We start from the raw sequence: 13136 nt of genomic DNA on the forward strand, positions 1-13136 counted from the left end.
GAATACGTCCAGTAGAGTGAATGCCTGATTTTAGCCGAGATCCACAAACCGCTCAGTAGACCTCCGGATTTGGATCAGTGCGCTCCATTTCCAGCGAGGCGGCCAGCAGCGCCAGCCGCGCCACCACACCATACACGTAGAAGCGGTTCGGCGCCGCCGTACCCGGCTTGGCCTTCAGGTCCGGCACCGCATGCTGCTGGGCAAACGCCAGCGGCACGTATTGCGAACCGGGCGCGTTCAGGTTCTGATCCACACCCTTCTCGGCGTGGACGCGGTAGAAACCACCCACCACATAGCGGTCGATCATATACACCACCGGCTCGGCCACCGCGCTTTCGATGCTCTCGAAGGTCGGCACGCCTTCCTGAATGATGAAGTCGGTCACTTCCTTGCCATCCTTGATGACAATCATCTTGTCGCGCTGGGCCTGGCTCAAGTCCTTGATCTCGCTGGAATCCTTGATGGTCAAAATGCTGGTGCCATAGGTGCCGGCGTCCGGCTTGACGATCACGAACGGCTTCTGGTCCTTGATGCCGTATTCCTTGTACTTCTTCTTGATCTTGGCCAGCAGCGTGTCAATATTGGCAGCCAGGCAATCATAGCCCTCGCCGGTGCGGAAATTGACCGCATCGCATTTGGCGTGCAGCGGGTTCAGCATCCACGGATCGACGCCGATCAGCTTGCCAAACTTCTTGCACACCTCGTCATAGGCGTTCAGGTGATTGCTCTTGCGGCGCAGCGCCCAGCCGGCGTGCAGCGGCGGCAACAGACTTTGCTCGTGGATGTTCTGCAGAATGTCCGGTATCCCGGCCGACAAGTCATTATTCAGCAAAATGGTGCACGGATCGAAATCCTTCAAACCAACCCGGCGCCCGTTCGGCGAACGCACCAGCGGCTCGACCACCAGCATATTGCCATCTGGCAAAGCAATCGGCGTTGGCTCGGTGACTTCCGGCGACAGCGAACCCAGCCGCACATGCAGGCCGGTCTGGCGGAAGATCTGCATCAGGCGCGCGACGTTTTGCCAGTAAGTCGGGTGACGCTGGGTCACTTCCGGGATCAGCAGCAGATTGCGCGCATCTGGACAATACTTGTCGATCGCGGCCATGGCGGCCTGCACCGACAGCGGCAGCATCTCGGTGGCCAGCATATTGTAGCCGCCAGGGAACAGGTTGGTATCCACCGGCGCCAGCTTGTAGCCGGCGTTACGCATGTCAACCGAGCAATAAAACGGCGGCGTGTGCTCCTGCCATTCGAGGCGGAACCAGCGCTCAATTGCAGGGGTGGCGGCCAGGATTTTTTCTTCGAGGTCGAGCAGAGGTCCGCTCAGGGCCGTGACGAGGTGGGGAACCATGTTATTACTTCCTTATTACCGTGCGGATGCCTCAAATGAGGGCAAAAACGCTATTTTAAAGGCAGGAAATAAAAAAAGCGCCCCGCAGGGCGCTTTTCATTGAAAACTTATCAATTAATGATGATAAGCCGACTCACCGTGGGTGGTGATGTCCAGGCCTTCGCGCTCTTCCTCTTCAGGCACGCGCAGACCGATAACGATGTCCACCAGCTTGTAAGCGATGACGGCGACGATGCCCGACCAGATGATGGTGGTGCCCACCGCAGTCGCCTGCACGATCACTTGCGAAGCGATCGAGTAGTCTGGCGATGGTTTGTTGACCACGTAGTCGAAGATGCCCTGGCCGCCCAGCGACGGTGCAGCGAACACACCGGTCAGGATTGCGCCCAGGATGCCGCCGACGCCGTGCACGCCGAATACGTCCAGCGAGTCGTCCGCGCCCAGCAGTTTTTTCAGGCCGTTCACGCCCCACAGGCAGATCACGCCAGCCAGCAGGCCGATGATCAGCGCGCCCATTGGACCGACGAAGCCGCAGGCCGGGGTGATGGCCACCAGGCCCGACACCGCACCCGAAGCGCCACCCAGCATCGATGGTTTGCCTTTGAAGATCCATTCAGCGAACACCCACGACACGGTCGCAGCGGCAGTTGCCAGCAGGGTGTTGATGTAGGCCAGTGCGGCGATGTCGCCAGCTTCCAGCGGCGAGCCGGCGTTGAAGCCGAACCAGCCCACCCACAGCAGCGATGCGCCGATCATGGTCATGGTCACCGAATGTGGCGCCATCGATTCGCGGCCGTAGCCGACGCGTTTGCCGATCATGTAGGAACCGATCAGGCCAGCCACTGCGGCGTTGATGTGCACCACGGTACCGCCGGCGGTGTCGAGTGCGCCCTTCTGGAACAGGAAGCCGGCTTTGGCGGTTTCGGTGGCCAGGGTGGCGGCGTCCTTGATCGCGTCAGGACCGGTCCAGAACCAGACCATGTGGGCGATCGGCAGGTAAGCGAAGGTGAACCAGATCACGATGAAGGCCAGAATGGCGGTGAACTTGGCACGTTCGGCGAAGGCGCCAACGATCAGCGAGCAGGTGATGGCCGCGAAGGTCGCCTGGAAGGCAACGAACATAAACTCAGGAATCACCACGCCCTTGCTGAAGGTTGCAGCGTAAGCGAAAGTGCCTTTGATCGGGTCGTAGATATTGTTCAGGAAGGTGCGGTCATGCAGGTTGCCGAAGAACGCATTGCCCTCGGTGAACGCCAGCGAGTAACCGTAGATGCACCACAGCACCACGATCAGCGCGAAGATCATGAACACTTGCATCAGGATCGACAGCATGTTCTTGGAACGGACCAGGCCGCCGTAGAACAGCGCCAGGCCAGGAATCGTCATCAGGATCACCAGCAGCGTGGCCACCATCATCCAGGCGTTGTCGCCCTTCTGCGGGGTTGGCGCGGCAGGTGCAGCTTCCGCTGGGGCAGCAGGAGCGGCAGCAGCAGGCACGGCGGCTGCCGGAGCAGCTGCTTCAGGCGCGGCTGCGGGCGCCGAAGCGGCGGCTACCGGTGCGTCGGCCGGCTTGGCGTCTTGCGCATGCACGGGTGCGGCCAGCGCAAACAGGATGGATACCCCAGCTAGCAAGCTTGTTATAGTTTTCTTCATTCTCATCTTCCTCTTAGAGTGCTTCGTTGCCGGTCTCGCCGGTACGAATACGGATCACTTGTTCCAGGTTGTACACGAAGATTTTGCCGTCACCGATCTTGCCGGTGCGGGCAGCGCCTTCGATCGCTTCGATGGCCTGTTCGACGATGGCGTCATCCACCGCCGCTTCGATCTTGGTCTTCGGCAGGAAGTCCACCACGTACTCCGCACCGCGGTACAGCTCGGTGTGGCCTTTCTGGCGACCGAAGCCTTTGACTTCGGTCACGGTAATACCTTGCACGTTAATCGCCGAGAGGGCTTCACGCACCTCGTCAAGCTTGAACGGCTTGATAATGGCGGTAATCATTTTCATACTGGCCTCGCTTAGAAGGTTTTGGAAATGGTCAGGACGGCGCCGGCTTTACCCAGGTTCTTCCCGTTTCCGACGTAGGCGTCCGTGTCGGCATAGACCGCCGCCAGTGCCACACTCACTACGCCGAAATCTTTGGTGACGCCCACCTTGTAGTCGGTGTAGCTGACAGCGCCGTTGTTCTTCACGTTCTGGCGGCCGACGTGCAGGTTCAGGACGTAGCCGTCGGTGATTTCCTGGTTCAGCTGCGCGTCGATATAGCCGGAATTCTTGGAGTCGGCCGTGCCGAACAGATTGGTGGTCGAGTGCGAATACTTCAGCGAGGCCGGGCCGACCGAAATCTGGCCGTACAGCTCAAAGGTATTGGCGCTCGTGCTCAGCTTGTTCGATGGGTAGTAGTAATACAGGCCGCCGACGTCGTAGCTGACGCTGTCGGAGATGGCGCCGCGCTTGCCGGCGTACACATCCCATTCGACGCTGCCGTCGCCGCCACCATCCTTGACCCACTTGATATTGGTCGCCCAGGTGCCGACGTAGAAGCCGGTCGGGTTGTTCACGTAATCCGCGCCAGCTTGTACGGCGGGTTTCAGGCGGGTTTGCGAAATACCGCGGTAACGGTAGTCGCTGACAAAGGCAGCGTTAAAGCTGACTTCATTGTCGGGTTTGGCTTCAGGTGCGGGTGCCGCCTCCTGGGCCTGCGCCATGGACGCGAATGCTAAGGTCAACGCAGCGATCAGGGTAAAGTTCTTGGACATTTTCATAATTGTTTTCCTAGTGAGTTGAACTTGATTAGCAGATGCGGTTTAAAATCCTTGTTAAGCGAAGCAATGAAAAGCATTCATTGGCTTCTTTAGCAGAATGTGTGCCAGCTAATGTTGTTCAGCAATCAGGTGCCGTATCATGGTTGACAACGGCCCCGCTCAGTCCAAAGTGAGAATCATCAGGATCGCAAGGCGGGATTTCGGCGGTTTCGCACCACATTAACGCCGAGTCGCACCGCAATGGTGCAACGAGGGACTAACCAGATCAAGGAATATTATGGATATGAACACTTTCTTTAATGACTTGCAAAGCAAGATCAGCCAAGCCATCGAAAATTCACCAGCAAAGGACATTGAGAAGAACGTCAAGTCCATGATGACGCAGGGTTTCGCCAAACTGGACCTGGTGACGCGCGAGGAATTCGATATCCAGACCCAAGTGCTGGCCAAAACCCGCGCCAAGCTGGAAGCGCTGGAAACCCGCCTGGCGGCGCTGGAAGCCAAGGCCGGCGACGCCAAACCGGAAGCCGCCAAGGTGGAAATCGCCAAGGGCGAAGTACTGTAGACATCCCCCGCAGCCCAAATCACCGCGATTTGGGCTAGCGCAAGGTCACGCCACGGGCATGCGCTACGCTGGCAGCTGGTCCCTTTTGCCAGTTCGCCAGCCATGTCACTTGCCGTACTGAAAAGCCGCGCCCTGGCCGGCATGCAGGCGCAGGAAGTCAGCGTCGAAGTGCATCTGGCCAACGGGCTGCCATCGTTCACCATCGTCGGCCTGGCGGATACCGAGGTCAAGGAAGCCAAGGACCGGGTCCGCGCCGCCATCCAGAACGGCGGTTTTGAATTCCCCGCGCAACGCATCACCGTCAATCTGGCGCCGGCCGATTTGCCGAAAGAATCGGGCCGCTTCGATTTGCCGATCGCGCTCGGCATCCTGGCCGCTTCCAGGCAAATCCCCTCCCGCCGCCTGCATCAGTATGAATTTGCCGGCGAACTGTCGCTGTCAGGCGAGCTGCGGCCGATTCGCGGCGCGCTGGCGATGTCGCTGGCCACCCGCCGCGACGGCGGCTGCCTGGCCTTTATCCTGCCGCTGGCGAATGCCGACGAAGCCGCGCTGGTCTGCAACGCCGCCATCTACCCGGCAGACTCGCTGCTGCAAGTGTGCCGCCACTTCGCCGGCAAATCGGTGGAGACCATGCTTTCGCGCCACGAGGCCGCACCGGTTGTGGTGCCGGTCGAATACCCGGACTTTGCTGACGTCAAAGGTCAAGCCTTCGTCAAGCGTGCGCTGGAAGTGGCTGCGGCGGGTAATCATTCAGTGTTGCTGGTCGGTCCGCCTGGCTCGGGCAAAACCATGCTGGCTTCTCGCTTCGCCGGACTGTTGCCCGCAATGAGCGATGAAGAGGCGCTGGAAACGGCCGCCGTGCAATCGCTGACGGGGGCTTTCCGCATCGAACAGTGGAAACAAAGGCCGTTTCGCTCGCCGCACCACACCTCGTCCGGCGCGGCACTGGTCGGTGGCGGCAGCGTGCCGCGTCCGGGCGAGATCTCGCTGGCACATCGCGGCGTGCTGTTCCTCGACGAGCTGCCCGAGTTCGATCGCCGGGTATTGGATGTATTGCGCGAACCGATGGAATCCGGCCGCATCACCATCTCGCGCGCGGCACGGCAAGCAGATTTCCCCGCACACTTCCAGTTAATCGCAGCGATGAACCCTTGTCCATGCGGCTACTTCGGCCACGCACAGGTCGCCTGCAAATGTTCGCCGGACGTCATCCTGCGCTACCAGAACCGCATTTCCGGTCCCCTGCTCGACCGCATCGACATTCAAATGGGCGTCTCCTCCGTGCATCCCGACGTGCTCGCAGCCGCTACCTACGGCGAAACCTCCGCGCTGATCGCAGCGCGCGTGCAGGCGGCAGCAACCTTGCAACTCAACCGCCAGGGAAAGAGCAATCAATACCTCACCCCGCGCGAAATAGACCACCACTGCAAGCTCGACCGCACCAGCAAAACGCGGCTCAAAAATACCATGGAGATGTTCCACTGGTCTGGCCGCGCCTACCACCGCGTACTGCGCGTGGCACGCACGATCGCCGACCTGTCAAGAAGCGAGCGCATCATGGAACCACATCTCAGCGAAGCACTCCAATATCGTCGTGCCCTGTTAAAGGACTAGCCTGAAACTATTAGTCGCAGTAGCCCCAATATAAAAAGCGGCCAAAGCCGGTGATCTGCAAACCAAGTCTTGCGGGCTTGCTGCTATATTTGCTGGCAGTGACTAACGACAGGACCATGATGACCCGCTTGCCTCTCTATCTCGCCGCCAGCGCCGTGCTGGCCGGCTGCGCCACATCGCAACCGCCGATCACCGATTTCACCGCCAACTCCGGCAGCCCGCGCGCGCCTGAACAGCTGGCGGTGACGTTTGAAAAAGTTGATCTGGCGCTGCGCGTCGATCCGGCCACCAAGCGCATCAGCGGCGATGCCGCCCTCACCTTCCTGTTGAAAGAACCGCTGACCCGCATCGCCGTCGAACTGGACCGCAACCTGCCGGTCGATAGCGCCAGCGTCGACGGCGTGACGCTCGCCTCATCCGCCATCAGCAATCCCGATGGCCGCCTCTACCTGACCTTGCCGACGCCGCTGCAAGCCGGCGCCCGCACCACCGTGCGCATCCAATACCACGGCGTACCGCACACCGCCAGGAAAGCGCCATGGGATGGCGGCTTCACCTGGAGCCAGACCAAGGACGGCCAGCCGTGGATCGCCACCACCGTCGAAGGCGAAGGCTGCGACCTGTTCTGGCCCTGCATCGATCACCCGACCGGCAAGCCGCAGCTGATCGACCTGCACATCACTGTGCCGTCGCCGCTGGTCGTGGCCGGCAACGGCGTCGCCACCGGCATGCAAGAGAAGGATGGCTGGCGCACCTACAACTGGCGCGCCAAGAACCCCAGCACCTACGGCGTCGCGCTCAACATCGGTCCGTATGAGATGCTGTCCGATGATTACGCCAGCCGCTACGGCAACACCGTCCCGCTGCGCATGTGGTATCTGAAAGGCCATGAACAGCAGGCGCGCGGCCTGTTCAAGGAATTCAAGCCGATGCTGGACTTCTTCGAATACCGCGTCGGCCCTTACCCGTTCGGCGACGAGAAAATGGGCGTGGTCGAAACCCCGCACCTGGGCATGGAACACCAGACCGTCAATGCCTACGGCAACGGCTATGCCAAGTCGCCCTACGGCTACGATTGGCTGCTGCACCACGAACTGTCGCACGAATGGTTCGGCAACCAGATGACCAACGCCGACTGGGACGATATGTGGCTGCACGAAGGCTTCGGCTCCTATATGCAGCCGCTGTACCTGGAGTCGCTGCGCGGCGAGCGCGAGTTCCAGACCGAGCTGTTCACCTTCCGCAAGCGCCTGGCCAACAAGGCGCCGGTGGTCAGCGGCAAGAGCCAACGCATCGAAGACATCTATCAGGATGAACGCGGCGGCCCAGGCAACGATATCTACTCCAAGGGTGCGCTGATCCTGCACACGCTGCGCAACCTGATCGGCGATGAAGCCTTCTTCAACGCCACCCGCCGCATGGTGTACGGCACCACCACACCAGCGCCGGGTAACTTCCAGCCACGCTGGAGCAGCACCAAAGAGTTCATCCAATTCGCCAACGAAGCCAGCGGCCGCGATCTGAACTGGTTCTTCGACGCCTACCTGTACCACGCCGCCCTGCCCGAGCTGGTCGAGGAACGCAGCGACAATAAGCTCAAGCTGCACTGGAAGCTGAAAGACGGCGGCGCCTTCCCGCTGCCGATCGAAGTACGCATCAATGAGCGCATCGAGAAACTGCCGATGAGCAACGGCGCCGGTGAACTGGCGCTGCCGCCGCGCGCCATGGTCACCATCGATCCGATGTCGCGCGTGCTGCGCCAGGAGGATCACATCGATGAATGGAAAGCCGCCGAAGAGAAGAAAAAGAAAGCCAAATGATGCACACTCTGCCGCTGGCCCTGCTATTGGCTGTCACGCTCACCGCCTGTAGTCCCAAGTACGACTGGCGCGATTACCGCAGCAAAGACGCGCCTTACGCCGTGCTCTTCCCTGGCAAGCCAGCCACGCAGACCCGCAGCGTCAAACTGGACAAGCTGGACGCCAGCATGACCATGACCGCCTGCGACATCGACGGCGTGATCTTCGCCATTGGCAGCGCGCAACTGCCTGCCGCGGCACAAGCGCCGGCCGCCATTGCGGCAATGCAGACCGCCATGCTCAACAACATCGGCGGCGCCGTCACCAGCAGCAAGACACTTGATGGCGGCGCGCGCGAGGTGGACGCCAGCGGCAAGAGCATGCGCCTGGTCGGCCGTTTCATCGCCAGCGAGCGCCGCGTGTACCAGGTGGTGGTGATCGGCCCGCCGCAGAAAATCGAGGCCGAAACAGTGGAAACATTCTTCAGTTCCTTCAAAATCCTGTGAAAATTGAAGCATACGCTTAGAGAATGCTTAATCTGCGTGCGTCAGCGCTCAAACTGATGGTTCAGGGGCTTGTAAAGTTTCAGCTATGTACTAAAGTTGAGCTAACAAGACCACGAAAGCACAGCCATGTTAATTGCATTCAAATCCAAATCCAGCCCGGAAGTCCTGATGTACCAGGAGCACGCACAGCGCATCCTGGACCTGCTGCACAAAAATCCGACCCGTGGCGTGATCACCGCCGCCGAAGCCGCACAAGCCCTGTCGATCCTGGAACACGAAGTCGCCGAAACCAAGCTGCATCCAGAGACTGATATCGAGCACGACATCCACACCCACGAACAGGAAGAAGGCGAAACCAGGGAGCACGCGCTGTCGCAACGGGTCGGCTTCTCCGCCCGCGCCTATCCGCTGCTGGAAATGCTGCGCACCGCCAAGGCGGAAAACGAACACATCATCTGGGGTATTTAATCCCCCGCCAGGGACGCCTTCAACGGTAAATCAATCGTGAAGCGCGTCCCGATTCCCACGCCGCTGTCCACCCGTATCGTTCCGTCCAGCAGCGAGGTCACGATGTTATAAGTGATGCTCAGGCCCAGACCGTTACCGCCCTGTCCCAGCTTGGTGGTGAAGAAGGGGTCGAAGATGCGCGCCTGGTGTTCCATTGGAATCCCCTTGCCGTTATCCTCAAACACAATCCGCACCCGTCCTGCGCCCAGCAGCGTCGCCCACAGGCGCATCTCGCCACCTTCGCGGTTATCGAACGCATGCAGCAAGGCGTTGTTGATCAGGTTGATGATCACCTGCCCGTAAGGTCCGGGGAAGCTGTCCATCGCGATATCCTCGGGCATCTCCAGCACGATCTGGTGGCCTGCCTTGCGGATCTGGTTCATCATCGTCATCACGATCTCATGGCTGGCCTGATGCAGATTGAAATGGCGCCGCTTGGCGCTGGCCTGATCGACCGCCACCTGCTTGAAGCTATTCACCAGCTCGGCCGCGTTGCGCAGGCTACGCATCAACAAGGTCGACGCTTCGCGCGCAGCATCGATAAAACTGCGCAGATCGGAGCGGCGCAGCGTGCTGCCATTATTCAGCAGGTCAATTTCCGTGGTCTTCTCTTCCAGCGTGGAGGCAATCACCAGGCTGTTGCCGATCGGCGTATTCAGCTCATGCGCCACGCCGGCCACCAGCGAACCAAGCGCCGCCAGCTTCTCGCGCTCCACCAGCTGCTGCTGCGCGTCCTGTAGCTGGCGATACGCATCGGCATTGGCAAACGCCACCGCCACATACGATGCCAGCGTGGTCAGCATATCCAGGTCGATGCGCTGATAGGCGTGCGTGCGATAGCTGTGCACGGTGATCACGCCGCGCACCTGCCCGCTGACCGAAATCGGCACATAGATCAGCGAACGCGGCTCGGTCGGCAGCGAACCATCTTCCAGTGTGCCCATATTCTCGGCGCCGGAAACGAAATCCAGCGTGGTGATATAACGGTGGTACTCCTGCTCCAGGTCGTTGATGAATACTTCCTGCGCATGGTTGATGCACCATACCGCCAGCTGCTCCGGCTCACGCATGCTGCGCGTGTAGGAGGTATAGCGCTTGCCGCGTTCCATCGCAAACGGATACTCGATCAGCTCCTGCTCCGGCCGGTAAATGCCGATACCGAACACGCTGGCGTCCATCAGCGCGTGCACCTGCTGGTACAGCAGCGACATAATGGCCTCGCTGTCCAGATTGGCGGTGATGCGGCGGCCGATATCAGACAGCAGCGAAATATTCCGGTGCGCCAGCTCGACATTTTCCTTCTCGCGCTCGATGGATTCCTTTTGCAGCACCAGCTCGCGCGTGCGGCTGCCGACCTGCTGCTCCAGCGCCTGCTTCTGCACCAGCAACAAGCGCAGGCGGATACGGAACAGCAGATACGCACCGCCCAGCACACAGCATGCGGCCAGCGCACGGAACCACCATGTCTTCCACAGTGGCGGCGCAATCGTCACCTCCAGCGATACCGGCTGCTCGCTCCACACGCCATCCTTGTTGGCCGCCTTGACGCGGAACACATAGCGGCCGGGATCAAGATTGGTATAGCTGGCGAAGCGCTTGCCAGCGTCGGTCGTCACCCAGTCGGGATCAAAGCCCTCCAGCTGGTAGGCATAGCGGTTGCGCTGCGGATCGGCGTAATGCATGGCCGCGAACTCAAACGAAAACACCGCATCGCGATACGACAGCGCCAGCGAACGCGTCTGGTACAGCGGCCCATGCGTTGCACTGTTGAGTATCGACTGATTGAAGATGGAGAAATCGGTAATCGCCACCGGCGGCGGATACGGGTTGTCATGGATGCGCGATGGCTGGAACGCCGTCATGCCTTCCAGCCCGCCAAAGTACAGCGTGCCATCCGGCGCACGGTAGGCGGAGCCGATGAAGTAGGAGCCGTCGATCAAGCCATCCTTGGAGGTATAGTTTTTAAAGACACCGGTCTGCGGATCGAACCGCGAGATCCCTGCCGTCGAACTGATCCACAAACGCCCCTGCTCGTCGCCGAGTATCGCCCCGACCGGATCAGGTGCGCGGCCCTCGCCCGGTGGATACACCTTGAAGCGCAGCTTGCCATCGTCGCCGAAGCGCGCCATGGTCAGGCCGGCCGCGGTGCCGATCCAGAGGCGCTCCTGCTGGTCCTGGTACAAATAGTGCACGCGGCTGTGGCTCAGGCTGTCGCGCCGCGACGGATCGTGGCGATAATGCTCGAACACGCCAGTGGCGCGATCGAAACGGTCGAGGCCATTTTCGGTGCCCACCCACAGATTGCCGCGCTTGTCCTCCAGCAGCGCATACACGCGGCCGGCCAGCCTGGCAGGATCAGCGGTGTCCACATACCAGCTGCGCATCGCCAGCGTCTGCGGATCGATGCGATGCAGCGACTGGCGTGAACCGGCCCAGATGGCGCCGTCGCGCGTCACCAGCAGACGCTGGATCGAGCGCACTTGCGGCTCCTCGTCCAGCGGCATCGCCGTGTAGACGCCGCTGAGTGGATCGCGCCAGAACAGGCCATTCTGCGTACCAAGCCACAGCCGGCCACTGAGATCGGTGGCCAGCGTTGCCAGCGTCTCGGTGGGCACGCGATCAGGCCGTGGCGTCTGGTTCGACATAAACTGCAGCGTGCCTTGCGCCGGATCGAGCAGGCCCAGGCCATCCGCCGTTCCCAGCCAGATCTTGCCGCCTGGCGCCGCAGCGATCGCACGCACTTTCTTGTTACCGATACCCGGCAGCACGCCCGCCTGCTCGGTGTAGCGCTCGAAGCCGCCGCTGCCAAGATCAACCCGGTCAACGCCGCCAAACCAGTTGCCCACCCACAGCGTACCGGTGCGGTCCTGGTATAGCGCGCTGATCTGGTTGTCGCTGATGCTGTGGCGGTTCTGGTTATCGCGCGGATAATTGTAGAAGCGGCCGCTGCTGGCGTCGCGGCGTTTCAGGCCATCGGTAAACGTGCCCAGCCATAGCGTGCCGTCGCGATCATGCAATAGACGTGGCACGCGCAGCCTGGCCAGATCGGCCGGCACCGGTAGCGCCAGACGTTCGGCGGACTGTCCCTTCAAGCGCCACGCCTGCACGCCCTTCATGGCGCCAGCCCACAACACCCCATCGGCGCTAATCGACAGCGACAGGATGCTGTTTTCCAGCCGGTTATCCTGCACCCCGAAATGACGGAACTCGGTGCCGCCGGCCGGCAGCATCTCCAGTCCGCGCGCCGTGCCCAACCACAAATTGCCATCTTGGTCGCGCGCCAACGCGGCGACGCGGTCGTCATTGATGCTGCTCTGGTCGGCATCGGCATGACGCAGCATGCGCACCTTGCCAGTGTGCGTATCCAGATGCTGCAAGCCTTCGCTGGTCGCCAGCCACAAGCCCTGGCCGCCATCGCTGACGATGGCCAGCACCGCCAGTTTTGACAGCACGTGCGCAAAGTCCTGGGTGGCGGGATCGTAGCGGTCCAGCCCGCCTTTGCTGCCGATCCACAGCTGGCCGGCACCATCCTCGTGCAATGCCTGGATATAGTTGTCCTGCAGGCTGCGTGGATTGGCTGGATCGTTCTTGAAATTGATGACGCGATAACCGTCGTAGCGGTTCAGGCCGGCTTGAGTGCCGAGCCAGATAAAGCCGAGCTTATCCTGCTGGACACTGGTGACGGATTCCTGGGTCAGTCCCTGCTCCACGCCCAGATGCTCGAAACGCAGTGTCAACGGCGCGGCGTGAGCGACTGAAAACAGCATCAGCAGGGCAAACAGGAATATGTGCATAGAGTTGCATCTCCGATATCAGCCCATTTTAATGCACAAAAGCAAAAAACCCCAGTTTAAGCACTGAGCGCGATCTTGAGCGCGTTCAGGCGTAACTGGGGTTTTTCTAATAACTAGCTTGACGATAACCTACTTTCACACTGGTTGCAGCACTATCATCGGCGTAGAGTCGTTTCACGGTCCTGTTCGGGATGGGAAGGGGTGGGACCGACTTACTATGGTCATCAAGCTTTG

The 13136-nt window shown here is 60.6% G+C and carries 10 protein-coding genes and 1 rRNA gene; 5 read left to right on the forward strand and 6 right to left on the reverse strand.

Annotated elements, in window-relative coordinates:
* Nucleotides 1–52: 52 nt before the first annotated feature.
* From gshA to KW842_RS19815, 4 genes are all read right to left on the reverse strand, one after another.
* Nucleotides 53–1354: a glutamate--cysteine ligase gene (gene gshA / locus KW842_RS19800; protein WP_218305836.1), complete on the reverse strand. Its 1302-nt coding sequence runs from the start codon at nucleotides 1352–1354 to the stop codon at nucleotides 53–55.
* Between the two features lie 114 nt (nucleotides 1355–1468).
* Entirely contained in the window at nucleotides 1469–3007 is a 1539-nt protein-coding gene (locus KW842_RS19805) for an ammonium transporter (protein ID WP_218305837.1), read from the reverse strand.
* Nucleotides 3008–3020: 13 nt separating this feature from the next.
* Nucleotides 3021–3359 (reverse strand): P-II family nitrogen regulator, encoded by a 339-nt coding sequence (locus KW842_RS19810; RefSeq protein WP_154360515.1) that lies wholly within the window; start codon nucleotides 3357–3359, stop codon nucleotides 3021–3023.
* Nucleotides 3360–3370: 11 nt separating this feature from the next.
* Nucleotides 3371–4120 (reverse strand): TorF family putative porin, encoded by a 750-nt coding sequence (locus KW842_RS19815; protein ID WP_373925212.1) that lies wholly within the window; start codon nucleotides 4118–4120, stop codon nucleotides 3371–3373.
* A 274-nt stretch (nucleotides 4121–4394) separates the two neighbouring features.
* On the opposite strand from KW842_RS19815, the gene KW842_RS19820 reads away from it, so the two are divergent.
* From KW842_RS19820 to KW842_RS19840, 5 genes are all read left to right on the forward strand, one after another.
* A complete protein-coding gene (locus KW842_RS19820) occupies nucleotides 4395–4682 on the forward strand; it encodes an accessory factor UbiK family protein (RefSeq protein WP_218305838.1) in 288 nt (95 codons plus the stop codon).
* Between the two features lie 102 nt (nucleotides 4683–4784).
* Nucleotides 4785–6296, forward strand: coding sequence for a YifB family Mg chelatase-like AAA ATPase (locus KW842_RS19825; protein ID WP_218305839.1), 1512 nt, complete (start codon nucleotides 4785–4787; stop codon nucleotides 6294–6296).
* A gap of 116 nt (nucleotides 6297–6412) precedes the next feature.
* Nucleotides 6413–8116, forward strand: coding sequence for a M1 family metallopeptidase (locus KW842_RS19830; RefSeq protein ID WP_229223797.1), 1704 nt, complete (start codon nucleotides 6413–6415; stop codon nucleotides 8114–8116).
* Nucleotides 8113–8601, forward strand: a complete 489-nt coding sequence (locus KW842_RS19835) for a hypothetical protein (RefSeq protein WP_307729853.1) — start codon at nucleotides 8113–8115, stop codon at nucleotides 8599–8601. Before KW842_RS19830 ends, KW842_RS19835 begins: the two co-directional genes overlap by 4 nt.
* A 126-nt stretch (nucleotides 8602–8727) precedes the next feature.
* Entirely contained in the window at nucleotides 8728–9069 is a 342-nt protein-coding gene (locus KW842_RS19840) for a DUF1840 domain-containing protein (RefSeq protein ID WP_218305840.1), read from the forward strand.
* Here the strand turns inward: KW842_RS19840 and KW842_RS19845 are convergent.
* The gene (locus tag KW842_RS19845) at nucleotides 9066–12902 is read right to left on the reverse strand and encodes a two-component regulator propeller domain-containing protein (protein ID WP_218305841.1); all 3837 of its coding nucleotides are present in this window, start codon (nucleotides 12900–12902) and stop codon (nucleotides 9066–9068) included. The two genes, KW842_RS19840 and KW842_RS19845, sit on opposite strands and share 4 nt — an antisense overlap.
* Nucleotides 12903–13018: 116 nt before the next feature.
* Nucleotides 13019–13131: ribosomal RNA gene (gene rrf, locus KW842_RS19850) — 5S ribosomal RNA — on the reverse strand.
* Nucleotides 13132–13136: the final 5 nt, after the last annotated feature.

This window comes from Duganella sp. sic0402, from assembly GCF_019219065.1.
Classification (GTDB): domain Bacteria; phylum Pseudomonadota; class Gammaproteobacteria; order Burkholderiales; family Burkholderiaceae_D; genus Rugamonas.

Excerpts from the sequence above, each read along its gene's own strand:
- gshA (WP_218305836.1), bottom strand. The coding sequence starts at position 1,354 with ATGGTTCCCCACCTCGTCACGGCCCTGAGCGGACCTCTGCTCGACCTC.
- KW842_RS19805 (WP_218305837.1), bottom strand. The coding sequence starts at position 3,007 with ATGAAGAAAACTATAACAAGCTTGCTAGCTGGGGTATCCATCCTGTTT.
- KW842_RS19810 (WP_154360515.1), bottom strand. The coding sequence starts at position 3,359 with ATGAAAATGATTACCGCCATTATCAAGCCGTTCAAGCTTGACGAGGTG.
- KW842_RS19820 (WP_218305838.1), top strand. The coding sequence starts at position 4,395 with ATGGATATGAACACTTTCTTTAATGACTTGCAAAGCAAGATCAGCCAA.
- KW842_RS19825 (WP_218305839.1), top strand. The coding sequence starts at position 4,785 with ATGTCACTTGCCGTACTGAAAAGCCGCGCCCTGGCCGGCATGCAGGCG.
- KW842_RS19830 (WP_229223797.1), top strand. The coding sequence starts at position 6,413 with ATGATGACCCGCTTGCCTCTCTATCTCGCCGCCAGCGCCGTGCTGGCC.
- KW842_RS19835 (WP_307729853.1), top strand. The coding sequence starts at position 8,113 with ATGATGCACACTCTGCCGCTGGCCCTGCTATTGGCTGTCACGCTCACC.
- KW842_RS19840 (WP_218305840.1), top strand. The coding sequence starts at position 8,728 with ATGTTAATTGCATTCAAATCCAAATCCAGCCCGGAAGTCCTGATGTAC.
- KW842_RS19845 (WP_218305841.1), bottom strand. The coding sequence starts at position 12,902 with ATGCACATATTCCTGTTTGCCCTGCTGATGCTGTTTTCAGTCGCTCAC.